Here is a 23,935-nt window from a genome sequence, read left to right as displayed (position 1 = left end):
GGCCTCGAAGCCACGTTAGTGGTCCGCCGATTTACCCCACACGATAGATCCTGGATGCTGTTTCAGGTAATCCGACAGCGCCGTCAGCGCGGCAAGTGTGCGGCGCAACTCGGTCAACGCCTGACGAATATCGGTGTGCATCGGTGAGTCCTGCTGCAGCGTGGCGGTTGCCGCATAGTCTTCCTCGACGGTATTAGGCACGGTCGGCAGTTCGACCCGCATACCACGTGTATCGATGCTGACAGCGGGCGCGTGCGGGAAGAAGTCCAGCGCCACATAGCGCTGGCCGGTCAGGACGCAACTGTCCGCGCAGACCCTAGGCGACCAGTTGATGCAGCAGCGCCCTGGCCGCCGCGCCGGAGCCTTGGCCGAGCGCCTCCCTGTAGTGTCGTCCGAGGCGATAGCGGTCTCGCGTTTCACTCTCTGTTGGGACTCTCGCCGCTGGAGGATTCGACTCGCGACCGGCTGTTCGATCGTCTCCTCGACGAAGCGAGCTGGCAAGGTTCGCATTCGCAGGCAAAACGTCGCAAACGGACCGCGGGCTGAGCTACGCGGTCACGTCAATCTGCTGTGCGGGTGTCGCGCTGGTTCCATCGTGAACGGCGCGTCGACGCGTGGGCGAGAGCGGGGGGTTTGCCCATCCTTATGTGCGATAGCTTGCGACTCGGCAGAGCGGATTCCGGTCGGTCGACACGGGCTCTTTATCGAACCTGTAAAACGAATGCGGGGTTGAGCACAGGATTGCATCGACGAGCGAGGGCGCAAGACGTAAGTCCAGCAACGCGGAAAGTGTCTGGCTGTAGTCTGTCGCGTGTTCAAACTGCGTGTGTGGCCAATCACTGCCCCACATCAGGCGCTCGGCGCCAAATGCGTCGATCAGTTGGTCCGTGGCTTCGCGCATGAAATTCGAGCCGGGCTTCGCGCAACGGTAAACGCCCGAGATCTTGACCCATACACGACCCGAACAGCCAAGCTCCAACAGGTCCTTGAACCCGCGGTCGCTGGTGCCGCTATCCAGGGCAGGGCGGCCAAAATGGTCGACGACGACCGGCAAGCCCACATCCAGCAAAGCAGTGATGAGTGGCGCCAGGTCCGACGCCTGCCTATGCAACTCAACATGCCAGCCGAGTTTCGATAACCGCCGCCATAACGTCGCGTAGCGCGCCGTGCCGATGTCGGGGAGCGTCTGCCCCACAAGGTTGAGGCGCACGCCGGTAATGCCATCGGCGTTCAGTTGCGCCAGGTCGTCTTCCGAAATATCGGGGGAAACGACCGCCACCCCACGCAGGCGGATCCGGTCCGTGGTCAACGCCTGTAAAAGATAGCTGTTGTCGGTACCGAGAAAACTTGGCTGGACCAGCACGGCATGTCCAATGTCGCTCGCGTCCAGAAGCCTCCGGTAAGCGTCCAGGGTTGCGTCATAGCCGGGTGCGTAGCGCCGTCCGTCCGCGAGCGGCAGTGTTCTTGCAAACACGTGCGCGTGCGTGTCGACGCGGGGCAGGACTCGCCGCGCAATGGGTGGTGCCTGAGTCATCGCTGGCTCCGGGGATGGTCAAGCGCAAACTCGGCATCGGCGACCGGCTGTGAAGACTGCTCGACGCCAGTCGGCCGCAACCGCCTACCGCGCGTTTCGGGAAGCGCCAACACGGCAACCATCGCCAGCCCGTACGCAATGGCCGCGTCGATACCAATCGCTGCTCCGAGCGACATCGAATGACTCATGTACCCGACCAGCACAGGAAAACCCGCCGAGGCGATCCGCCCAAAGTTGTAGCAGAAGCCGACGCCCGTGCCGCGCATGTCTGCCGGATAGAGTTCGTTGAAGAGCGCACCCAGACTGGCCGGAATGCCGGCGGCAAAGAAGCCGAGCGGAAAACCCAGCATGAGCATCTCCGTGTTGCTCAACGGAAGCATGACGTAAGCCAGGACCGTGACAATGCACGCAAAGGCGAAGAAGGCGATGTTGCGGCGGCGACCGATCCGGTCGAGCAGGTAGGCGCTCGCCATGCAGCCGCACCAGAAGGCAACGATGACGACGGCGAGGTATCCACCCGTGTTCAGGACCGACAGATGTCTTTCCTTTGAGAGGAAGGTCGGCAGCCAGGTCATGATGGCGTAGTACCCACCGTGAGCACCTGTACCGAGAATCGCGCCTACCACCGTGGTCTTGATGACGCGTGGCTGAAATACTTGTGCGACCTGTGCCCACACCGAAACGGACGGCTCAGTGGTAGCCGGAGCGATGCGCGCCGGTTCGCGAAGATTGCGGCGAACGTAAAGAACGAGGAGTGCCGGTAGCAGACCGACCCCGAACATGACACGCCACGCGGTGTCCGACGGTAGCCATGAAAACGCTGCTGCATACAGAAGCACGGCACCGGCCCAACCAACGGCCCACGCGCTCTGCACGGCTCCCATGGCCTTGCCGCGGTGTTCGGAACGGATGGTCTCCGCCATCAGCACTGCGCCGGCTGCCCACTCCCCGCCGAACCCAAAACCCTGGAGTGCCTTCAGGACCAGCAACTGGGGAAAACTTTGGGCAAACGCACATAGGAAGGTGAAACTTGCAAACCAGAGGATCGTAATCTGCAGCGTCCGAACCCGACCGATCCTGTCGGACAAGGCGCCCGCCAGCCAGCCGCCCAGCGCCGACGACACCAAGGTCACTCCGCTGATGGCGCCCGCCTGTGTGTGGTCGATGCCGTAGGCTGCAATGATGGCGGGGATTGCCAGGGTGAACATCTGCACGTCGAGGGCATCGAGGCCCCAGCCGGCGAAACAACCCCAGAAGGTGCTGCGTTCGAGGGGTGTCCCTTGTTTGTACCACGTGAGCATCGCTGTCTCCACTTGAATTCATATATTCATGTATATGACTATATGTGTAGTCTAGAGTCGTCCACGAAAATGTCATTGAGGATTTACCCTCGTCTTCACGGGTTGTTGTAAAGTGACCATTCCTGTGAACAACTAGATGAATGATGGATACGCAATCGTTCTCGGGCACGCCAGACGGTCGGTTGCCCCGATACCAGCAACTGCGCGACGACCTGGTGCGTCGCATTGCGGAGGGCGAGTGGGAGCCCGAAAAGGCGATCGCCACAGAGGCGGAGCTTAGCCAGTTCTACGCCGTGTCGACTGGAACCCTTCGCAAGGCGATTGATTTGCTGGTGGCCGACGGCGTGCTCACCCGCACTCAGGGGAAGGGAACCTTCGTGCGGCGTCCTCGCTTTGATTCGTCGTTGTTCCGCTTCTTCCGGTTCAAGTCGGTTGACGGCAAGCCGGTCCGACCGACAGCAAAAGTGCTCCGCCGCGAAGTCGTCAAGCCGGACGAGGGGATTCGCTCCACGTTGCGGATGAAGGCGACCGAGAAGGCGGTTCATCTCTCAAGAGTACGGCTGATTGACGGGCAACCGGTCTTGTCGGAAGAAATATGGCTGCCTCGAAGCCGTTTCGAAGGGCTGGCGACACTCCCCCTCGGCGATTTCGAAGACTTGCTGTATCCGCTCTACGAGCGGCTCTGCCGGCAAATCGTGGCATCGGCCAGGGAAATTCTGAATGTCGAGCAGGCCACAGAAGCCGATGCAGCGCTTTTGCGTATCGATGTTGGCAGCCCGGTCATTCTCGTGCACCGTGTGGCATCCGATTTTGCCGGAACACCTATTGAATGGCGCACCACGCGTGGTGCTGCGTCAGCCTTCCAGTATCAGGTCGACATTCGCTGACAGCGCGACTTCCTTCTTTCCGCTCCGAACATACGAACATAGGCAGGCGGCCTGCTGAAACAGCAGCGCCGCGTGCGTTCGTACGCCCGTCCGTCCGGGTTATACCTCATTGCAGATTGGCGTCAAACATACAAACATATATATGACTATATAAATTTGCTTGTTTTCGTTTGACCGGGCGCTCTGCGAAACGCCAGTCACGGCAGCGGGCATGGACCTTTGGAGCGAACATGTCTACGGCGGTTATACGCGAGCAGCAGGTAATGAGGAAAATGGCATGGCGGCTGATGCCGTTGCTCATCGTCATGTTTCTCATCGCATTCATCGACCGGCAGAATGTCGGTTTCGCGAAACTGGAAATGGTTCAGGCGCTCGGCATGACGGAAGCCGCCTACGGGTTGGGCGCCTCGCTGTTTTTTATCGGCTACCTCCTGTTCGAGGTGCCCAGCACTCTGGCATTGCATCGTTTCGGCGCCCGCACCTGGCTTGCGCGCATCATGATTACGTGGGGCGTCATTACGGTGTTAATGGCGTTCACGAAGTCGCTGCCGGTGTTTTATTCATTCCGGTTCGCACTGGGTGTTGCAGAGGCCGGGTTCTATCCAGGTGTCATTTACTATCTGACGCAGTGGTTTCCTCAAAGCTACCGGACGCGCGTGCTCGGGCTGTTCACACTCGGCAGTTCGCTCGCGAACATGTTAGGTTCGCTGGTTGGAGGCATGCTGCTTTCCTTGGGTGGGACACTGGGACTGGCTGGTTGGCAATGGGTCTTCCTCGCGACCGGCATTCCGGCAATACTGATTGCGTTCGTAGCACTGAAGTTTCTGCCGAGCTCGGTCAAGCAAGCGACTTTTCTCTCCCGGGACGAGCAGGACATTGTGATCGCGGCGCTCGAGCGCGAAGCGTCCCCCGAGGCAAAAGAGTCACGACCATGGGCCGCATTGCTCGATCCGAAGGTGCTTATGTTTGCCGCGACCTACATGATGATGTCGACGTCGCTGTACGGTGTCACGTACTGGATGCCTACGTTGGTCAAGAGCTGGGGCGTTTCTTCGAGCGTCAACGGCCTGCTCAACATGATTCCGTGGGCACTCGCGACACTTCTTCTGCTTTGGCTTCCCGGGAAACTCAAGCGTGAGCAGGTGGTGCTAAAAGCAATGGTCGTGGTGGCAGGCATCGGCGTCGTATGCTTTGCTTCCAGCCTCGTATTGCCGACCGTGCCGTTGCGCTTTATTGCGCTGTGTTTGGGCGGCGCCTGTATTCCTCTGCTGTACCCTTGCTTCTGGTCGCTGCCCCCGCGTTTCTTTTCCGGCGCCCGCGCCGCAGCAAGCGTTGCGGCTATCAACTGCATCGGCAATCTTGGCGGGTTCTTCGGACAGAACCTGATGCCGTACGTTGGCAAAGTCAGTAATAGCCACGTTGCACCAATGCTTGTTCCGACAGCATGCCTGTTGGCTCTCGCAATTGGGACCGCCATTGCATCGGTAGTGGGTGGGCATCGCAAGGCGGCGCTTGCATCTTCAACGGTTTCGCTTTGATTAAATCGCTGCCGCTCGATGCAGTAGCCTCGGACTGAGATTCGGCCACTTCGAGACGCTCGCCTGGGCGGATTCGATGGCCGCTCGATAGCCGCGAGCGGCCGATTGATCTCATCGCGCCGTCGCTCGTTGAAGCGATTAACCCCCGGCCCGCTTAGCGTTATGGCCGTGCTTTTTGAGTGCCTCAATGACCCGCTCGCAATGATCGCCTTGCACTTCAATCACGCCGTCCTTGACCGTCCCGCCAGAACCGCAGACCGTGCGCAGCTGCTTGGCTAGCAACGCCAAAGCGAGCGGCTCGAGCGCCAGCCCTCTTATGAGTGTCACGCTCTTGCCTCCGCGGCCCTTGGTCTCGCGAGACACTCGCACCGCACCGTCACCCGCCTGCGATGTCGCGGCCACTGCCTTGCAGACACAGTCCGCGAGCGGGCGCCTGCACTCGGGGCACATCCGCCCGCCGTCGGTGGAATAGACAAGGCCGCCTTTTGAACTACTCTTCATGATTGGCTTACTCGAAGACGCTTATAATTCGGGAATCGGGGCGAGTTTAGCAGGTGTGCTTCAGTAGCCGACCATGGCCAGGTGAGGTCGCTCGGAGCTTGCGGATAGTGCGAGGGGTGGGCCGCAAAAGAGCGGTGCGTTGAACTCATTCAACCAGCTTTCCCACGGCCGCTATCTGCCATGCTGTCCGCAATCGAAGTCGACTGGCAAGGTGCGTGATCTTTAAGCGCGCCGTGGGCCGCCGCGCACAGGACGGTTCGATCAGATGCATGACGCAAGCGATTGAGTCGATTACGCCTTCTCAGGAATCGACCGCCTTGAACAGCCGATTCTTGTCGAGCGTGGCCGGGTCGAGTGGCTTCTCGGCGCCTTCGGCGGACAGCGGCGGGCTGGCGTCTTCCAGCGCGCGCCCGGTATAGCGGCTTCGTGGCCGTATGACCTTGCCCACCCGCAACTGCTCGATACAATGGGCGAGCAAGCCCACGCTGCGGGCCGTTGCGAACAACGCGAACGACGTATCGCGTGGCAAGGCCAACTGGGCCGCAAGAGCCGCGAGCGCAACGTCGATATTCGGCTGGAGTCCGGTCAGCTCGACCACCTTGTCGATGAACGAGACGAGCTCCCGAGGTGGATTCAACACTTCGAGCAAGGCGGCCGCTCGCGGATCGCCGTCCGGATAGAGATGATGTCCGAAGCCCGGTATCGGAATGGCCGACTGCAAGTGATGAGCAACGACGTGTTCCGCGCCGAGTCGTCCAACGTCGTCGAACACGGCGCGCACGCGGCCCGACGCGTCGCCATGCAGTGGGCCCGATAAGGTCGCGAGTCCCGTGAGCAGGCATCCCGGCAGCGATGCGCCGGTGGAGGCGGTAATTCTGGCGGCGAACGCCGAACTCGTTATCTCGTGGTCGGCCACGAGAACCATCGCACGGCGGATGAGTTCGGCGGCATCGCGGTCCTGGCCCCAACCGAGCGCGAGCCGCTCATGTGTCCCAAGTGCATGCGCGTCACCACGCGCGCCAAACGCTTGCGCGATGAGCGCCACGAGCCGGCCGGCTTCGACATGCAGTGCGCTATCCGTGCGTCCGATGGTCGAGTGCCCGCTGGCCGCGAGTGCCGCCAGCGAAGTGAACGCGCATTGCCTGCCACGCTCGTGGCCCTGCAGCGGCAGACCACCGGCTTCGAACGAAACGGGCGCGCGCGCATTCCAGAGAATGGCCGCTACTTCCTCGAGCGTCGCCGTGTCCGCTAGCCGGATGCTATCGCGTCCCCGGTAGTACGGCCGACCTTTTGAGAACGTGGTGATGCCGCTGTAAATGCAGGGCTCCGCACCGAATATCATTCCGGCGGCGAGCGCCTCGCGCTTACGTCCCACCTGCTTTTTGCGGCACAGACCGGCGACGTCCTCCGCACGATAAAGGCTCTTGCGCGGGTCATGCGGGTCCGGCATGACCGCAATGGTGCCTCGACTGACGTACGCGTAGACAGTCTGCGCCTGCACGCCGAGTTGTCGGGCCGCTTCAGTCAGAGTTATCCAGTTTCGCATGGGATGACAGGCAAGTGATGCAGCACAACGCGGCAGAAGAGGCGTTACGATGCTGGTCGCGCGTTGCCTATGAGCGCGACCAATCCAGCGTCAATAGTGACGTTTTTTCAGGTGAAAGTCATCTCGGCGGGGCGTCGCTCCAGAATCTCGACGAGAATGTCGCCCGGCGCTCGTACGAAGCAGGCTCGGACGCCGGCGCGAACCTGCTTGACCGGCGCGACGATTTCCGCGTCACAGCGCAACAGATGCTCGAACGCGGCGTCGAGATCGTCCACCACCACACCGAAATGATCGATGCCCTGTCTTTGCTCGCCCTGAGGAAGCCGGCCGGCTTGCGCGTTCGCCAGCGGCGTGATGAAAAGATTGATGTTGCCGATGCGCAAATCCACGCGTCCCGGACGTCGCACGATTTCAGCGTTCAGACAACGCGCAAACCATGCGGCGGTCGCTTCGGCGTCTGCCGAGCACAGTTGCAGATGATCCCACTTGAATTCAATCATTCGATTTCTCTGAATAGTCGCAAGCGTCACAGTTCGATGCGGGAAAGCTTGCCCAGCAGCACGGAGTATGAGAACGCGCCGAGCAGGCAGATCGCGCCCATCAGGTTCAGAGCCCAGTAGAAGTGGCCGGTGTGGTGGGTGATATAGCCGATCATGAGCGGCGTGGTAACACCCGCGATATTGGCCGCGAGACTGGTGATGCTGCTCGTCAGTCCCACGTACTGCCGGGGCGCGATTTCGGAGACGGCGGCCCACGACATCGATCCCACGCCCTGCGCGAAGAACGCGATCGTCAGGATCGCGATCACGGCCTCGTTCGACTCGACGAAATTGACGAGCACGATCGAAGCGCCGAGCAGCGTGCCGACGATGAGCGGCGTCTTGCGCGCCGTGGAAATCGACACCCCGCGCCGGATGAAAAAATCCGACAGGGAGCCGGCAAGGAGAATGCCGAGCGTCGCGCCAATGAAAGGGAGCGCCTGGAAGATCCCGACCTTGATCATCGACATGTGGCGCGCTTCGATCAGATAGGTCATGAACCACGTGGTGAAGAAGACCAGCAAGGTGTTATTGCAGAACTTGCCAAGACAGATGGCGAGAATCTGCCGGTAGCTGAGCAGCTTGAGCGCCATGCGCCAGTCGAATTTTTCGCGTGCCTTGCGCGTCGTCGCGCCGTCATTGATGTACTGCAGCTCGGCGGCATTCACGCTCGCGTGTCGATGCGGATCGCGATACACCCGGTACCAGAGAAGGCTGAACAGAATGCCGAAGCCTCCCGTCACGAAAAACACCGCGCGCCAGCCGTACGCGGCGGAGATCCACAGCAACAAGCCGGTAAACAAGGGCGTGCCGATGTATTGGCCCATGACGTAGACGCTGGTTGCGAAGCCGCGCTCCCGCGCGGGAAACCACAGCGTCACGGCGCGTGCGTTCGAAGGGAAGGCGGGCGCCTCCAGTGCGCCAATCGCGAGCCGCGATCCGAGCAGCATGTGATAACCGCTCGCGAGACCCTGCGTCAACGTGGCGAAAGACCAGCCGACTAAAGACAGCGCATAGGCAATGCGCGAGCCCAGAACGTCGGTCAGCACGCCGCCGGGCACGAGAGCAATGGAATAGGCGAGGCCGAATGCTGCGAACAGTTCGCCCATTTGCATCCTGTCGAGCCCGAGCCCCTTCGAGAGACCCGGTGCAACGATGCCCAGCGCCGAGCGGTCCACGTAGTTGAGGATAGTGGCCACGAGCAACATCGAGAGCACGACATACCGGATTCTGGAGCGTTTCGCGGTATCCGCGAAGGCCGCGTTTCGCGGCGGCAAGGTTTTTTCCTCTATGACTTTCATCGGTGTCTCCATAACATTAGCCTGTTGTTTTTTTATTGGCGAAAGGGCGATCTATCCGCGGCCGACGAACGGCATGGCGCTCGCCATGATGGTCATGTTGAGCACATTGGCCTCGAGCGGCAGACTGGCCATGTGCGCGACGGCATTCGCAACGTGCGTCACGTCCATTCTTGCTTCAGGTGCCAGACGTCCGTCCGCTTGCAGTACGCCGCGGTTCATGCGTTCCGTGAGCGAGGTGGCCGCATTGCCGATATCGATCTGACTGCAGGCGATGTTGAACGCTCGTCCGTCCAGCGCAATCGATTTGGTAATGCCGGTGATCGCATGCTTGGTCGCCGTATAGGCGATGGTATGCGGCCGCGGCGAGTGCGCCGAGATCGATCCATTGTTGATGATTCGTCCGCCTTGCGGGGATTGCGCTTTCATCAAGCGATAAGCGGCGCGAGCGCACAGGAACACGCCGGTCAGATTGGTGGCGACGACATCGTTCCAGAATTCGACCTCGTAGTCTTCCAGCGGGACGGCGCCCGCGTTGCGCCCCGCGTTGTTGAAGAGCACGTCGAGGCGGCCGAATGTCTCGGCGATCTGCGAAAACGCGCGCTCGACCGAGGCTGCGTTGGCGACGTCGGTCTGGAACACATGCGCTTGCCCACCGGCGATGCCGATTGCCTCCTTCGTCTCCAGCAGCGGTTCCGCTCTGCGCCCGAGGAGCGCGACGGCGAATCCGGCGTGGGCGAGCGCCATGGCGGCGGAGCGGCCGATGCCGGAGCCGGCGCCCGTCACGGCTGCAAATTTCTTCGATGCAGGCATTTCACTTCCTCTCGACAGGTCAATTGAACATGGGGTGCAGAGTTGCATTCGTGCCATGCGTCGAGCAATCTTGATTCATTGAATCAACATCTGAGCGCTTTGCCGATGGGGATCGCACCAGGGTTTTCCTGAGACGCGCGTTGCGTGCAGCGGCACGGACAAGGGGCTCGAAAGGAAAGGGATCGGGGCATGCAGCGCGCACCGGGACGAATAGGGGGCCCATCATTTCCGAGGAGTTGATTCATCCAATCAACATTGACGGCCCGGTCTGCTGTTTCGTAGTCTCTCGACGTCTGCCTACCCAAGGAAAAACCATGTCGAAAGATAACCGTACCAGGCTGTTGATTGCGCGCAAAGTTCCCATCGCCGTGGCGCAGCGCGCCGTGGCCGATTTTCATGCCTTCGTGACCGAGTCCGATATGGACTCGTGGTCGGTCGTCGACTTCTGCAAGAAGCACGAGGTGCCCGCCGTACTGATCGGCAAGAAATCCGGGTTGCAAGCGGAGCACATCGCCGCGCTGCCTTCGACAGTCAGGATCATTGCGAACGCGAGCGCGGGCTTCGACCACATGGACGTGGCTGCTGCCCGCGAAAGGGGAATCGTCGTCACGAACGCGCCTGATGCGTTGACCGAATGCACGGCCGATTTCTCGATGCTGCTCGTGCTCGCGGCCTGCCGGCGTGCGTCGGAGTACGAACGAATCATGCGCAACGGTTGGGGAAAATCATTCGGCATGACCGAAATGCTGGGGACGCGGGTCAACGGCAAGACGCTCGGCATTGTCGGATTCGGGCGTATCGGACGAGCGGTCGCGAAGCGTGCCCAAGGTTTCGGCATGCGCGTGATCTACACGGACATTAACCGTGCGCCTGAGTCGCTGGAAAATGGCGCGACGTACTACGCCAGCCTCGAGGATATGCTGCCGCACTGCCATGTGCTCACGCTGCACGTGCCAGGCGGCGGCGTCCCGCTAATGACAAAAAATGAGTTTGGGCTGCTGCCCAAGGGCGCGGTCTTTGTCAACGCGGCGCGTGGCGGTCTGGTGGATGAAGATGCGCTTTATGAAGCACTGACTTCGGGACATCTGTTCAGTGCGGGTCTGGACGTGTACCGGAATGAGCCGAATGTCGACAAGCGTTTTGCGGCGCTCGAGAACGTGTTTCTAACGCCGCACATGGCGAGCGCCACGATCGAGACTCGCGACCAGATGGGTTTCACGGCGCTGGATAACGTTGCCGCCGTGCTGGATGGGCGGCCCGCGTTGAATCCGGTGTGAATCCCGGCCTCGCGAATCAGAGCTTGTAAAGCTCGCGTGACGCAGCAGCGGGAGCGTCGCGAGGTCGTCCAGTTCCACCTGTGCTCAGCGGCCAACAGCGCGGCCTTGACCTCGTCATACAGCCCGCTGTGACCCGGCGCGTCGCGCTTCTCGCTGTGGATCAGTGCGATCCGTTTCGAATGGCGCCGAGCACGCGGGCAGGGCACGTGTGAGACGGTCGGCGCGTAGTGCCCGCTGTAGCCCGATGGCAGCGGAATCGATCGGCTGTCCTTTCTCCGTCAGCGAAAGCGCGTTTCACAATGCGGGATTCCGCGAAAATCTCCGGATCAGCATCATTTCGTTGTTTGAAAAGTGGTTTTGCATCGCAAAAATTGCCGCGTATCTATTTGAAATATAAGAGAAAAATATGTCTTATGTCTTATATAAGACTTGGGCCGGGCGGCATTACTATTTAGTCATGCAGCTCGCTTCGAAAGACGCAGCGACGCCGCGCTGAACCACTTAGTTAAACGCGCTTTGCTTTTAGGAGAGTCACATGGCCCAATATCAAGACGACATTCAGGCAGTTGCTGGTTTGAAAGAGAATCACGGCAGCGCCTGGAATGCCATCAACCCCGAGTACGCGGCGCGCATGCGTGCTCAGAACAAGTTCAAGACGGGCCTGGACATCGCCAGGTACACGGCGAGGATCATGCGCGCCGACATGGCGGCTTACGATGCCGACCCGTCCAAATACACCCAGTCGCTGGGCTGCTGGCACGGGTTCATCGGCCAGCAGAAGATGATCTCCATCAAGAAGCACTTCAACAGCACGGAGCGCCGTTACCTTTACCTGTCCGGCTGGATGGTGGCCGCGCTGCGCTCCGAGTTCGGCCCGCTGCCCGACCAGTCGATGCACGAAAAAACTTCCGTCAGCGCGCTGATCCGCGAGCTGTACACGTTCTTGCGCCAGGCAGACGCCCGTGAACTGGGCGGCCTGTTCCGCCAGCTCGACGCCGCCCAAGGCCCTGCCAAGGCCGCCATCCAGGAAAAAATCGACAACCACGTCACCCACGTCGTGCCTATCATCGCCGACATCGACGCGGGATTCGGCAACGCCGAAGCAACGTATCTGCTGGCCAAGCAGTTCATTGAAGCGGGCGCATGTTGCATCCAGATCGAAAACCAGGTGTCCGACGAGAAGCAGTGCGGCCACCAGGATGGCAAGGTCACCGTGCCGCACGAGGACTTCCTCGCCAAGATTCGCGCCATTCGCTACGCCTTCCTGGAACTGGGTGTGGACGACGGAATCATCGTGGCGCGTACCGACTCGCTGGGCGCCGGCCTGACCAAGCAGATCGCCGTGACCAACACGCCGGGCGATCTGGGCGACCAATACAATTCCTTCCTTGATTGTGAAGAATTGTCGGCCGACGAACTGGGCAATGGCGACGTCATCATCAAGCGTGACGGCAAGCTGCTGCGTCCCAAGCGCCTGCCTAGCAATCTGTTCCAGTTCCGCGCCGGTACCGGCGAAGCGCGCTGCGTACTGGACTGCGTCACCGCGCTGCAAAACGGCGCAGACCTGCTGTGGATCGAAACCGAAAAACCGCACATCGCCCAGATCGGCGGCATGGTCAGCGAGATTCGCAAAGTCATCCCGAACGCCAAGCTGGTGTACAACAACAGCCCGTCGTTCAACTGGACCCTGAATTTCCGCCAGCAGGCGTATGACGCGTTGAAGGCCGCGGGCAAGGATGTGTCGGCATACGACCGCGCGCAGCTGATGAGCGTGGAATACGATCAGACTGAACTGGCAAAGCTCGCCGACGAAAAGATCAGGACTTTCCAGGCGGATGCGTCGCGCGAAGCAGGTATCTTCCACCACCTGATTACGCTGCCGACCTATCACACCGCGGCATTGTCGACCGACAACCTGGCCAAGGAATACTTCGGCGACCAGGGCATGCTGGGTTATGTGGCTGGCGTGCAGCGTAAGGAAATCCGTGAGGGCATCGCCTGCGTCAAGCACCAGAACATGTCCGGCTCGGACATCGGCGACGACCACAAGGAGTATTTCAGCGGCGAAGCGGCGCTGAAAGCGGCGGGGAAAGACAACACGATGAACCAGTTCTGATATCGGCATTGTCGTAAGCAAAACGCCAACCCGTCCGGGTTGGCGTTTTTTTGTCATGACGATTCAATCCCGTAGTTTGATGCTTTCCAGGACATCTGACACTCCACATCGGCGCCGACTTTTTTCGACCGAATCGGCCACAACCTGTCATTCAGTGAGCAGGGAAACCCGCCGTTTGACCGGCTGCAGTACTCCGGAAGGTGACTGACGAGCTACATGCACAATTCGGCCTGAGACGCCATTCGCGTGTTGATGCCGGCATGCCCGCTCACTCCAGCACAGCGGTCGTTTGACAGCGGCAATCGCGAATGGATGCTGTGACATCGATGAATGCGTACTGCCGGCCAGGTTCAGACACTCGACGTCGCTGGCTAGATCGTCAACAATCTGTGCATTCAAAACTGCAGCAGTACAAATGCAACCGATTATGGGGCGAATATGGGCTTGCGGGGATTGCTGCTGAAAGGCATCGCTGTCATTGTTGTCGGCGTAATTGGAACCCTTTTTGTCCTGCACGAAGATAGCAGCGTGCATGCTGACATTCTCATCGATCGGCCGCCTGCCGATGTCTGGAACGTCGTATCGAACAGCACCGCGTATCCCGATTGGAACCCCTTCATTACTCGTGTTGACGGCGACTTCAGGGAGGGAGAGACAATCCGCATCGTGCTAGGCATTGGACCGGATTCGATGGTATTCAAGCCGACTGTTCTGGTCGTTCGCCCGGAACAAGAACTTTGCTGGCGTGGCAGTGTATGGATTCGTGGTGTCTTCGACGGCACACATTGCATTCACCTCACGGCCGTAACTGGCGGCACTCATCTTGAGCAAACGGAGTCTTTTTCGGGATTGCTCGTTGGGCGGTTGACGAAAGACGTAACCGAGGAAACTCGGCGGAACTTTCAGGCGATGAATGCTGCGGTTAAGCAGCGCGTGGAAACGAAAACGCCCTGAGCGCCCGCTTGTCGCGCGACACCCAACGGTGTTAATGGCCGCAGTCGCTGGTCGGCCAGTTTCGGCTGGTCGACGCCGACGTGCAAAACGTCGACAATCGCGACTCATAGCGGGTTAAGCGCTTTTTTGCACTTCCTACAAAAAAGGACAGCACAGGTGGGCGAAAACATACAGAGGTCAACCCTAGAGGGCCTGTATTCTGCTGGGATAGCTGCTTGTTATCTTGCCGCTTTTTGGGGGCGCTTCGGCATAAACATCTTCCAGTTTGCAGGACTGAGTGGGTTCGCAAGCTTGGCAATGTATCCGCTAATGACCGCGATCGGAATAAACATCCTGGCGTTTCTTGCGCTCGGAATCGGACGAAAGTCAGAGTCGGCACCAAACACAGACAGAAGTCCTACATTTTTTTGGCGGGTAGCAAATAAATATCTGCACATTTGGGAAACCTTCGGACCGGTTGTCGCGCTCATTCTCGTTGTTGCCATCTCCGCCCCAGAAAAATGGTTTGCCTTGCTCTTCTTACTTGCTCCTTGGATCAGGAGACTCGCGGATCTGCCGTACTTCGCGCAGATTCTTCCTGAATTCAAACTCCGGCTTAGAACTGTCTACTGGCTTGTGGCATTCCCGGTCCTGACTATCGGACTTGGTGCCTCAAATGCGGACCTATATTTCTCAGGCGACGAATCGCGTATCGTAGCGGCGACGGGAGCTGCTACCGGATTGCAGTGGGATCAGGAGCATCCCATCGGATACTTGGGTTTTGCGGGCGGCACGTACTTTTTGTTCGAAGGCAAGACGGGTAGCGTCATTATGTTGAATCAGGCCGTCGCAGGGCCATTGACGATTCAGGTTAATTCACCAAACGGGCGGCAGCGAAAGCCTCCAGAGTGGCGTCGCAACTTGCTTCACAGCCTCGCCAGCGTCCATTTGTGACCTTGTGGGAGACGGCCACCTTAGGGATGCTCGTGTATCCGGCGGAAAACGACTTCGCTCACAAACAAGAACCACGGGGGAATCATGCAAATCAAAACCATACGCCAGCTTATCCGTTGGGTATTTCCGTTGGCCATTGCAGCTTACGGTGCAGCCGCGCAGGCCGAGGACGAGGTGACACTTTTCAACGCGAGGGGCGCAGCCGAGGCGTACATCGCTATAGACGACGGGCTGACCATTTACTTGTGGAGCGGCAAGCCCGTGGCTTACCTCGAGAAGGCTGGCACCGACGAAGGCTACAACGTCTACGGGTTTAACGGAAAGCACCTTGGTTGGTTCGCAAAGGGGGCAATATATGCCCACGATGGGACCGCGGCATGCGCCACAGCTCAGGTCATGACGTCCGCGACCCAGCTCGAACCGCTCAAATCTCTCAAGGAACTCAAGCCCCTTCAGTCATTGACGGAGCTTTCGCCTCTCCAGCCGGTGCTCGCCAGCAGATTCGGTGATACGCCGTGCCGTTTCCTTTTAGGCGCGGGGTCAAAATGAACTGATGTGGAGTGTCGCTACGCGGGAGACTGACAGGGATGGCCGATCACGAGTGGCAGCTTCGGAGAAATGTGAAAGTCCCCTGCGGGTCGATCACAGGCGTCGCCGCTCGGCCCAGAGTAGCACCGCCACGAACACGCACGAAGCCGTCAACGTGTTTGTGGAGAAAGGAGCGCCGACGCGTGTTTGAGACATACCTCCAAGCCCTCATGGGGTCAAATATGAATCCAAGGGGATAAGCTCGACGGCCCATCCGCCTTCTTCGCCCAGCTTGGCCGCCGGGTGCATGGAGGCGATGCGCAACGCCTCGTCATGGGTATCTGCCTCGATGACGAAAAGGCCGCCCACGACTTCCTTCGACTCGGTGTACGGCCCATCGATGACGTGCGTCTTCCCACTGCGCGGGCGGAGCGTCCTCCAGGTGTCCAGATCGCCAAGCGAAGCGGAAATCAGTACCTTGCCGGTAGCTCTCATCTTGTCGTCCAATGCGGGGCATTGGACGACTAATTTCTTGACGTCGTCTGGCGCCATCGCGGCGAATTTTTCGGGGGTAAAGTAGGCCAAGCCGAGGTATTTCATGGGAGATCCTTTGGGTGGGAATATCCTGACGACGAATCTGATGATCGAAAATCGACATCTTTTCTTGGGGAGTCTGTAGCGAGTCTCGCCAGCCTGTCCGCTTTGAGTCCGGAATATGCCGGATGCATGAGGCAGTGGCCGGCCAATCACGGTCGCTCGACACCAGCCCCAAGATAGCTAACAATCGACCAACTCCTCGTCCTGCAGCTCGCAGTGCAGAAGCTACACCTTGCGGCGGATCGGCTTCTCTCAACGGATGCATTGAACCTATTCGGCGATTGGTGCATCGCTGACACCGATTTGGCTTTAATACTAAATCGCCTCGTCATGAATGGCGATGACGTCCCCACAAAGTTGGCATCGTACGCAGCGCATCAATGAGAACGAGCGTCAGTGCAGCAGTAGGGCATGCTGGAGCGGCCTCAGCTGTGTCCATCAACGCAAGCAGCAGGACTTCCGTGTGGGACGACAGTCAGTCAAGGTTGAACGTTCGACAAAGTCGCCTGGATCGTCAACAATCGACGAACGAACACCTGAGAACGACCGTCATCCATGACACCGCCCATGAAAATTGCGTCCCCTGTTGCGCTTATTACCGGTTCGACTTCTGGCATTGGCGCTGCCATCGCTCGGCGGCTCTCAAGCGAAGGATTTTCAATCGTTTTGCATTCGCGCAGTTCGGCGGAAACAGGGCAAGCATTGGCCCGTGAGCTTGGCTCGGCGATCTACGTCCAGGCCGACTTGGCCGATGATATGGACAGGGTGCGCCTGGTACGTGAGTCCGTCGCCGCATGGGGGCGACTCGACGTTCTGATCAACAATGCGGGGATCAGCCGTGTTATCCCGCATGGTGATCTGGCTGCGGCTACGCCGACTGTCTGGCAGGAACTCCACGAGGTCAACGTAATCGCCCCGTTTCGTTTGATAGCTGAAGCGGAACCAGCATTACGTGATGCAGCTCGACGGGGTCGCCCTGGTAGCGTGATCAACATCAGTTCACATGCGGGTGTTCGACCTAAGGGCGCGTCAATACCATACTCGGTCACGAAGGCTGCGCTGAACCACATGACCCGCTTGCTGGCGCTATCACTCGCGCCTGACATCCGGGTGAATGCTGTTGCGCCAGGGCTAGTCGACACTCCATTGACCGCGGATTGGACGCAAGCACAGGAACTGTGGAAAACACGAGCCCCAATGCGGCGGTCGGCTAGCCCCGAAGACATTGCTCAGGCTGTCGCGATGCTGGTCGCATCGGACTATCTGACCGGAGAAATTCTGCTATCGGATGGTGGGTTGAATCTCACGTAGTGAACCGATGTCTTAGCTTCGAACTTCAGAACTCGTCCAATACCGGCCGCTCGACATTAGCAGACACATCGCTGACAATTTCAAGTCTTGCCATTGGGCCGTTCTTCATTCGAATCCGGTTCCTCTCGTGATCTCATTTTCCGATCCTGTCGTGGCACTCGTCCTACGGCGACCGATACTGGGCGGTAAATTCTGACGAGCCACGGGCCATCTACGGCCCGGTCAAAGAAGGGCGTCTGTAAGGAGCACGCGGATGATTCAAGGGCATCGCGACCAGCAAGCAGCGAACGGATTCACGCCTGTCTGGATGGATATCGCGTTCAAGGAACGAGGTGTCAAGCGTTACGGCGCGGGCGAATGCAACCCGAGGATCGCCGAGTATAACGAAAGCACTCAATTGGCAGGCTACGACGACAAGATCGCATGGTGTTCGTCATTCCTCAACTGGTGCATGAAGCAATCGGGCATTGCAGGAACGCGGTCGGCCTTGGCTCGCTCCTGGCTAACTTGGGGAAATGAGCTCGGCGTTCCAATCTACGGCTGCGTTGCAGTGTTGACTGCCGACGATGCCGTCGAATGGAAGGGTCATGTGGGATTCTTTCTGCGATCTGACGCCCAGCACGTTTACTTGTTCGGAGGCAATCAGCTTGAAGAGGTACGCGAATTAGCTTATCCGCTCGACCGTGTGTTGGCATATCGCTGGCCGTGAGTGAAGGCCGCGTTTTCCGCGGCACTTGAACGGGATCGGCAACGCCGCTATCTGAGAAGGACATTCAACCGGCGGTTCCTACCAGGAAGTGGCCTTCGGGTGCACACGAGCTATCAAGATCGCCGCGAAACCTGGCTCGGGCATGGCCCCGTCGACTGGCGAATCTGTAATTGCGCATGCACCTCGTGTCCACGTTGAACTGGCTTGCCGTCGAGTGCGTCGAGCAGGTGTTGCGCCGCAAGCCTTCCAATCTCGGCGGTGTCGACCCGCATGGTCGTGAGCGCGGGACGCATCTCTTTGGCGATCGCGAGATCGTCGAAGCCCGTCACGGACAATTCGCCTGGAACGGCAATCCCCAGATCCTCCGCTTCGCGCAGCACGCCCAAAGCAATGTGGTCGTTGCCGCAGATGATCGCGCTCGGGTGCTCGCCTGCCGATTGCCAGATCGAGCGCAAGCTGCGCCGCCCGAATTCGATCGTCGATTCGCCTTCGAACAGGTGCTCCGGCCTGACGGCGAGGCCGTGGCGTTCGAGCGCCGAGCGAATGCCCGCGAGGCGCGCCTGCACCCGGTCGTTGTCGCGAGTCGGCTGAATGCAGACCGCGAACGAGCGGTGGCCAAGGCCAATCAGATGTTCCGTTATTTCAACGTAGGCCGCGTGATTGTCGAAGCCGATACAGTCGTGCGGGCTGCCCTCGCGATACGCATACGTGACCGCATAAGGCACCCGATAGAGCCGCAATGCATCGAACAGTTCGGCCGGATGCGCCTCGCCGACGATCGCCATCGCCTCGACGCCGCGTGCCAGCATCGCGCGCACCTGCACGATCGCCTGCGCGGGGTCGTAGTTCGAGCAGCCGAGCACGAGCGTGATGCCGCGCGCCGCGAACGCCGCCTGCATGGCGCTCACCTGCGAGGCGAACACCTGATCGTCGAGCGTCGGAATAATGATGCCGGCGATATGGCTGCGCGTGGACGCGAGCGCGCGTCCTGCCGCATTCGGAAACCAGTTGAGCGTGAGCGCGGCGTGCTCGACGCGCTCGCGCACGCTGGCCGAGACTTTGTCCGGCTCGTTGTACACCCGCGACACCGTCGCCGTGGATACCCCCGCGAGCTTCGCGACATCCGAGAGCACGGTGCGTCCTGTGTTGCGGCGAGCGCGGCTCGTCGGCGTTCGGGCCGGGGCCGTATCGGAAGCGGGCGCGGGAGAATCAAAGGAGCGGGGCATCGGATCAGGAAGTGACGGTTGTACGAAGGCGGATGCAGCAAGCGCCGTCATCATACCGTCGCGGCGTTCCGCCGGGTGCGCGCGCGTTTGGGCTCATGCGGGCGCCGAGAGAGCGGCAATACGCGAACGGAAATGTCCGGTGCCGGCGACGATCTTGTCGAGCACCGCATCGAGCGCCCAGAAACGCTCGCGAACGTCGTAGTCGATCACGCGGCAGCGAATCGACTCGAACGTGCCGATGCGCTGATGGTAAATCTTCGCGAGCGCCGGATAGCCCAGCGCTTCAGAAACCGCGGAGACCACGAGAAACGTCGACAGTTCCTCCGCGAGTGCTGGGTCCTGAGCTGCATCGTTGCGCAGCCACTTGTAGAGGTCCGGGTGAAAGTTCGTGAACACGCCGTTGAAACCTGCCGAGCCGGCCTTCATCGCGTTCCACGCGATCGCTGCGTTGGCGTTCAGGATCTTCAGCGGCGAACCCTGCGCCATCGCGACGCGCCGTTTGACGGTCTGGAGATCGCAACTCACGTCCTTTAGCATGATGAAGCGGCCGGTGTCGATGCACATCTTCAGTTCATCATCGGAGAGCAGCCGCCGATACGGCGCCGGGCATTCGTAAAGGCCGAGCGGAATGTCCGACGGAAGGCGCTCGAGAAGGCGCTTGAGATTGGCCGTGAAGACCTCCGTTCCCTCGTGCTTCGGATCGAGCCGGTTCGTCACGAGCACGATGCCTTGTGCGCCCGTCGATGCGGCGACGCCGAGTTCTTCCGCCTGCGCCTCGGGATCGTCGCTGATGTGGCCGGAGACCACGACGGGAATGCGGCCCGCCACTTTTTCCACGACGAACCGGCCGAGTTCGCCACGCTCGGCGAGGCTCAGGAACTGCATCTCGCTCGACTGCGCAACGGCGAAGAGCGCGTCCGAGCCGTGCGCGATGTACCACTCGATCAGACGTTCGAGGCCGGCATAGTCGATCGCGCCGGAAGCGTCGAACGGTGTCAGCATCACGGGAACGATGCCTTCGATCGAAGGGGGGGAGTGCGTGGCACTTGTCATGGTTATCTCTCTGAATGGGTTGAATGGAGCTCGGCGCGCGCTCTCGTCACGCCTGCGCGCTAAAAGCTTCGACGTGTGCGGGCTTGTCCTCGATCGGCTTGCGTACGAGCAGCAAGTAGCTCATTGCACCGATGAACGCGATGCCTGCCGCCGTCAGCAGCGCGGGCACAAAAGACCAGGTCTGCGCGATGTAGCCGGTCAGAATGGGGGCGAGGGCGCCGCCCAGGAAGCCGCCAAAATTCTGGATCGCGCCGAGCGAGCCGACGCGGTTTGGCGGCGCGGCGGCGGTCGCGAGCGCCCAGGAACTGGCTGAAGCGGCGTTGGCCAGGAAGATCACCACCGAGATGCACGCGATCGCGAGCATATTGCTCTCGACGAGCGCCGCCGGAATCGTGAACGCGACCATGCCGAGCATCGCGATCACCACGGCGTTGCGGCGGCTCCCGACCGGATTTGTGCTGCGGCTCGTCATGAGATCCGAGAACCAGCCGGCCGTGAGCGAGCCAAGAAAACCGCAGAAGAAGGGAATCGATGCTGCGACGCCCGTATGCATGAGGCTCATGTGGCGTTCCATCGTCAGGTAGCCTGGCAGCCACGTCAGATACACCCAGTTGAGGTAGACGGAGCCGAAAAAGCCGATCAGCATGCCCCAGGTCGTGCCGTGCGAAAAAAGCGAACGCCATTCGGCGAAGGTGAGCGACTGCGCGGGCCTGCGATCCGCCTCGTCACCTTCGAGATAACGGCGCTCTTCTTGGGTCATCGTGGCCTTCGCCGGATCGCGATACACCGCAAGCCATACGACCGCCACGATCAGGCCGACGATGCCCGTCACGATGAACGCCCAGCGCCAATGGAAATTCACAACGAGAATCGACAGGCAGAGCGGCGCGAGCGCCGTGCCGAGCGGGGACGCCGAGTTGAAGATGCCGGTCGGCTTGCCGCGAGCGCGCAGCGGAAACCAGTTGCTGACGACGCGCGCCGCTGACGGAAACTGCGGCGCCTCGCCGATGCCGAGCACGATCCGCGCAAGGATGAACCAGCCGAAGGTCGAGACGAAGCCCCCAGCGGCCTGCGCGAGCGACCAGACGATCAGACCGAGGCCGAGCAGCTTGCGCGGCCCGACGCGGTCGACGAGACCGCCCACCGGCAATTGAAATAGCGCGTAGCTCCAGGAAAACGCGGAGAGCAGCAGCCCCATCTGACCCAGCGACAAGCCGAGATCATGGCGGATCAGCGGATTGGCCACGGCAAGCGTGCCACGGTCCAGATAGTTGACGATGCCGCTGACCATCAACAGCGTCAGCGCTACGGTCTGGGCGCGGCGAATTCTTGGTGGTGCCGGCTCAGGGCGAGGGGTTGTGCTCATGATCTTTTGTCTCCGGTTCATGTATTCGGTTGAGTTGAGGCGGGCCGCGCCGATGCGTTGTCAGGCGGCTTGGTGTTGCGCGTTCACTCCGGCTCGCATGGGATCGAAGTTTGCGCTCCGCGGCGTATTACGCTATGCGCTCAATCCGTCCTCAAAAAATGGTAGCGCTTACATTTTGTGACGTCGCGCAGATACGGAACTAATCTAAACGGTATTATTTCGCCGAAATCGAAGTGTTAGCGCTTACATTTTGGATCTAACCGGGAGAGATTGCAAGCGCCGGAAGGGCGTCAGCGGGTTAACGCGGATCATCCAAGCGGCCTTGTTCGACATCCTCTATTCTTATATAAGATATAAGAGTTGGCTTTACTGGCTTGTCGAACTTCGTGAAGATGAACCCGCGGGATTTTTCTGGACGCATCATCTCCGTCAGCACGAATGGAACGTCAATTCTCTGCGTAGCACGGGAATGTGGGAGCATGCGGGCAACACACGCCTCAACGAGGAGGGACGAGGGCGCGCGCATCGCGCGCGGGTATTGTGACGTGTGCTGCGCACAGACCTCGTTTAGCGAAAACTCGGGGTGCCTAGACTGCACTGCGCCCCCAGATCGGGATGCACCGGGTAACTGATCCGGACGCTAGAACGATATGACACGCTGCTCGCGCCGCTTGTCTATGGCGAAGGCAGGGCGAGTGAATCCGGCGAGTTGCCGCTATCCCTGGTTGCATTCGGCGTGGCCCGACTTGCCGTACGCAAAAACGCACGTTACTCGCGCCAGTTGCTCTTTGAGACGGGCACGCTGGGATACCGGGCGAACTGTACGATCCTTCGAGTCCTTATCGCTGTTTTGGGGCGGACCGAGATTGCAACTCGTAGCGGGTCGTTCACCTCTTGCCCCCGAGTGAAGATCAGACTGTTTTGCGTATGCTACGGCGAGCACGTCCCGTGGTGTGTTTCTCCGGAAACAGACTGAATGAGACAGTCCCGGATTGACTACCGGAGAGAACGTCGCGGGTGTTCAACGGGAGGGCGACCAGCAAACCAACGGTTCAGACACTCTCATCGTCCGCTCAAGTACATAATTTGACATAAGATAAATTATCACCAATTTGTATGTAGAGGCTAAGTTGTAATGTCCGCTTTTAGCCAAGTTCAAATGTCCGCTTCGAGGCGGCATAAGCTTACCCTGCGTCGATCCTCCGGCGCCGGAGGCTGCGATGGCTGCGACGGACAGGATCACCATGACGATGCGTGAGCTGGACAGGTTCAAGGTCATTCAGGCCGTGGCGGACGATCTGCTCAAACCGTGGCGCGCTGCGCAGCGGCTCGGCCTGACGACGCGACAGATACGACGGCTGGTCGCGCGCCTGCGTGGAGATGGCCCGGCGGGTCTGGTGTCCGGCCGATGCGCGAAGCCGAGCAACAACCGGCTCGATGCCGGCACCGCGGCTCGCGCGCTGGCGATCATTCGCGAGCGCTATGCCGATTTTGGCCCGACGCTGGCGTGCGAGAAGCTTTGGGAGTGTCACGGCATCCGGATGGCCAAGGAAACCGTGCGGCAGTTGATGACCGATGCCGGACTGTGGATTCCACGCCGGCAGCGCCCGCCGAAGATCTACCAGCCGCGGGCGCGGCGCTCGTGTGTTGGCGAACTGGTGCAGATCGACGGCAGCGAACATCCGTGGTTCGAGGAACGGGCGCCCGCTTGCACGCTGCTGGGTGTTCATCGACGATGCGACTGGCAGGCCGATGACGCTGCATTTTACGGCAACGGAATCGACCTTCAGCTATCTTGAGGCCCAGTCGAAGTATCTGATGGCACACGGCAAACCTGTCGCGTTCTATAGCGGCAGGTTTCGTCCGGTTTATCCACGCCTGCCGGGCGTTTGCCGTTTGCCAGCGGGC

General features: G+C 60.1%; 21 protein-coding genes and 2 pseudogenes. 11 read left to right on the top strand and 12 right to left on the bottom strand.

Annotated elements, in window-relative coordinates; all coding sequences use genetic code 11:
• Window positions 1–15 precede the first annotated feature (15 nt).
• The 3 genes from P0D68_RS27425 to P0D68_RS27415 form a co-directional block, all read right to left on the bottom strand.
• Window positions 16–420 (bottom strand): hypothetical protein, encoded by a 405-nt coding sequence (locus tag P0D68_RS27425; protein ID WP_408297947.1) that lies wholly within the window; start codon window positions 418–420, stop codon window positions 16–18.
• A gap of 223 nt (window positions 421–643) precedes the next feature.
• The gene (locus P0D68_RS27420; RefSeq protein ID WP_408297945.1) at window positions 644–1,534 is read right to left on the bottom strand and encodes an amidohydrolase family protein; all 891 of its coding nucleotides are present in this window, start codon (window positions 1,532–1,534) and stop codon (window positions 644–646) included.
• Window positions 1,531–2,835 (bottom strand): MFS transporter, encoded by a 1,305-nt coding sequence (locus P0D68_RS27415; protein ID WP_408297943.1) that lies wholly within the window; start codon window positions 2,833–2,835, stop codon window positions 1,531–1,533. The genes P0D68_RS27420 and P0D68_RS27415 overlap by 4 nt, the downstream gene beginning before the upstream one ends.
• 143 nt (window positions 2,836–2,978) lie before the next feature.
• Here P0D68_RS27415 and P0D68_RS27410 point away from each other — a divergent pair, with 143 nt between their 5' ends.
• Complete coding sequence (locus P0D68_RS27410) at window positions 2,979–3,722, top strand: GntR family transcriptional regulator (protein WP_091794046.1); 744 nt, start codon at window positions 2,979–2,981, stop codon at window positions 3,720–3,722.
• Between the two features lie 230 nt (window positions 3,723–3,952).
• Complete coding sequence (locus tag P0D68_RS27405; RefSeq protein ID WP_408297941.1) at window positions 3,953–5,260, top strand: MFS transporter; 1,308 nt, start codon at window positions 3,953–3,955, stop codon at window positions 5,258–5,260.
• Between the two features lie 138 nt (window positions 5,261–5,398).
• Here the strand turns inward: P0D68_RS27405 and P0D68_RS27400 are convergent, their stop codons facing one another.
• The 5 genes from P0D68_RS27400 to P0D68_RS27380 form a co-directional block, all read right to left on the bottom strand.
• A complete protein-coding gene (locus P0D68_RS27400) occupies window positions 5,399–5,761 on the bottom strand; it encodes a translation initiation factor Sui1 (RefSeq protein ID WP_091794050.1) in 363 nt (120 codons plus the stop codon).
• Window positions 5,762–6,062: 301 nt separating this feature from the next.
• Window positions 6,063–7,307 (bottom strand): citrate/2-methylcitrate synthase, encoded by a 1,245-nt coding sequence (locus P0D68_RS27395; RefSeq protein WP_408297939.1) that lies wholly within the window; start codon window positions 7,305–7,307, stop codon window positions 6,063–6,065.
• A 107-nt stretch (window positions 7,308–7,414) separates the two neighbouring features.
• Window positions 7,415–7,807: a VOC family protein gene (locus P0D68_RS27390; RefSeq protein ID WP_408297937.1), complete on the bottom strand. Its 393-nt coding sequence runs from the start codon at window positions 7,805–7,807 to the stop codon at window positions 7,415–7,417.
• A gap of 26 nt (window positions 7,808–7,833) precedes the next feature.
• Window positions 7,834–9,147: an MFS transporter gene (locus P0D68_RS27385; protein ID WP_091794056.1), complete on the bottom strand. Its 1,314-nt coding sequence runs from the start codon at window positions 9,145–9,147 to the stop codon at window positions 7,834–7,836.
• Window positions 9,148–9,198: 51 nt separating this feature from the next.
• The gene (locus P0D68_RS27380; RefSeq protein ID WP_408297935.1) at window positions 9,199–9,957 is read right to left on the bottom strand and encodes an SDR family oxidoreductase; all 759 of its coding nucleotides are present in this window, start codon (window positions 9,955–9,957) and stop codon (window positions 9,199–9,201) included.
• Window positions 9,958–10,271: 314 nt separating this feature from the next.
• Here P0D68_RS27380 and P0D68_RS27375 point away from each other — a divergent pair, with 314 nt between their 5' ends.
• The 5 genes from P0D68_RS27375 to P0D68_RS27355 all read left to right on the top strand — a co-directional run bounded on the left by P0D68_RS27375 (window position 10,272) and on the right by P0D68_RS27355 (window position 15,786).
• Window positions 10,272–11,234 (top strand): 2-hydroxyacid dehydrogenase, encoded by a 963-nt coding sequence (locus P0D68_RS27375; RefSeq protein ID WP_408297933.1) that lies wholly within the window; start codon window positions 10,272–10,274, stop codon window positions 11,232–11,234.
• Window positions 11,235–11,769: 535 nt separating this feature from the next.
• Window positions 11,770–13,350 (top strand): isocitrate lyase, encoded by a 1,581-nt coding sequence (locus P0D68_RS27370; protein ID WP_408297931.1) that lies wholly within the window; start codon window positions 11,770–11,772, stop codon window positions 13,348–13,350.
• Window positions 13,351–13,803: 453 nt separating this feature from the next.
• On the top strand, window positions 13,804–14,304 hold the full coding sequence (locus P0D68_RS27365; RefSeq protein ID WP_408297929.1) for an SRPBCC family protein: 501 nt from the start codon (window positions 13,804–13,806) through the stop codon (window positions 14,302–14,304).
• Window positions 14,305–14,460: 156 nt separating this feature from the next.
• Window positions 14,461–15,237 carry a hypothetical protein gene (locus P0D68_RS27360; RefSeq protein WP_408297927.1) on the top strand — a complete coding sequence of 259 codons (777 nt, stop codon included), beginning with the start codon at window positions 14,461–14,463 and terminating at the stop codon, window positions 15,235–15,237.
• Window positions 15,238–15,321: 84 nt separating this feature from the next.
• Window positions 15,322–15,786, top strand: a complete 465-nt coding sequence (locus P0D68_RS27355) for a 4-fold beta flower protein (protein ID WP_408297925.1) — start codon at window positions 15,322–15,324, stop codon at window positions 15,784–15,786.
• Window positions 15,787–15,993: 207 nt separating this feature from the next.
• Here P0D68_RS27355 and P0D68_RS27350 read toward each other — a convergent pair whose 3' ends face one another.
• A complete protein-coding gene (locus tag P0D68_RS27350; RefSeq protein ID WP_408297923.1) occupies window positions 15,994–16,365 on the bottom strand; it encodes a YciI family protein in 372 nt (123 codons plus the stop codon).
• Window positions 16,366–16,569: 204 nt separating this feature from the next.
• Here P0D68_RS27350 and P0D68_RS27345 point away from each other — a divergent pair.
• From P0D68_RS27345 to P0D68_RS27335, 3 genes and pseudogenes are all read left to right on the top strand, one after another.
• Window positions 16,570–16,746 (top strand): annotated as a pseudogene (locus tag P0D68_RS27345) (glutathione transferase); the annotation flags it as partial.
• A gap of 183 nt (window positions 16,747–16,929) precedes the next feature.
• Window positions 16,930–17,673, top strand: coding sequence for an SDR family NAD(P)-dependent oxidoreductase (locus P0D68_RS27340; RefSeq protein WP_408187642.1), 744 nt, complete (start codon window positions 16,930–16,932; stop codon window positions 17,671–17,673).
• 253 nt (window positions 17,674–17,926) lie between these two features.
• Window positions 17,927–18,382 carry a TIGR02594 family protein gene (locus P0D68_RS27335; protein ID WP_408297921.1) on the top strand — a complete coding sequence of 152 codons (456 nt, stop codon included), beginning with the start codon at window positions 17,927–17,929 and terminating at the stop codon, window positions 18,380–18,382.
• Between the two features lie 113 nt (window positions 18,383–18,495).
• On the opposite strand, the gene P0D68_RS27330 is transcribed toward P0D68_RS27335, so the two are convergent.
• From P0D68_RS27330 to P0D68_RS27320, 3 genes are all read right to left on the bottom strand, one after another.
• A complete protein-coding gene (locus P0D68_RS27330; protein ID WP_408297919.1) occupies window positions 18,496–19,608 on the bottom strand; it encodes a LacI family DNA-binding transcriptional regulator in 1,113 nt (370 codons plus the stop codon).
• A 93-nt stretch (window positions 19,609–19,701) separates the two neighbouring features.
• Window positions 19,702–20,661, bottom strand: a complete 960-nt coding sequence (locus P0D68_RS27325; RefSeq protein ID WP_408297917.1) for a dihydrodipicolinate synthase family protein — start codon at window positions 20,659–20,661, stop codon at window positions 19,702–19,704.
• Window positions 20,662–20,707: 46 nt separating this feature from the next.
• Entirely contained in the window at window positions 20,708–22,027 is a 1,320-nt protein-coding gene (locus tag P0D68_RS27320) for an MFS transporter (protein WP_408297915.1), read from the bottom strand.
• Between the two features lie 1,220 nt (window positions 22,028–23,247).
• On the opposite strand from P0D68_RS27320, the pseudogene P0D68_RS27315 reads away from it, so the two are divergent.
• Window positions 23,248–23,935: pseudogene (locus tag P0D68_RS27315) on the top strand (ISNCY family transposase); the annotation flags it as partial.

The sequence above is a fragment of the Paraburkholderia sp. RL17-380-BIE-A genome (assembly GCF_046028085.1).
Taxonomy (GTDB): domain Bacteria; phylum Pseudomonadota; class Gammaproteobacteria; order Burkholderiales; family Burkholderiaceae; genus Paraburkholderia.
This window is presented reverse-complemented; position numbering and strand designations above follow the sequence as displayed.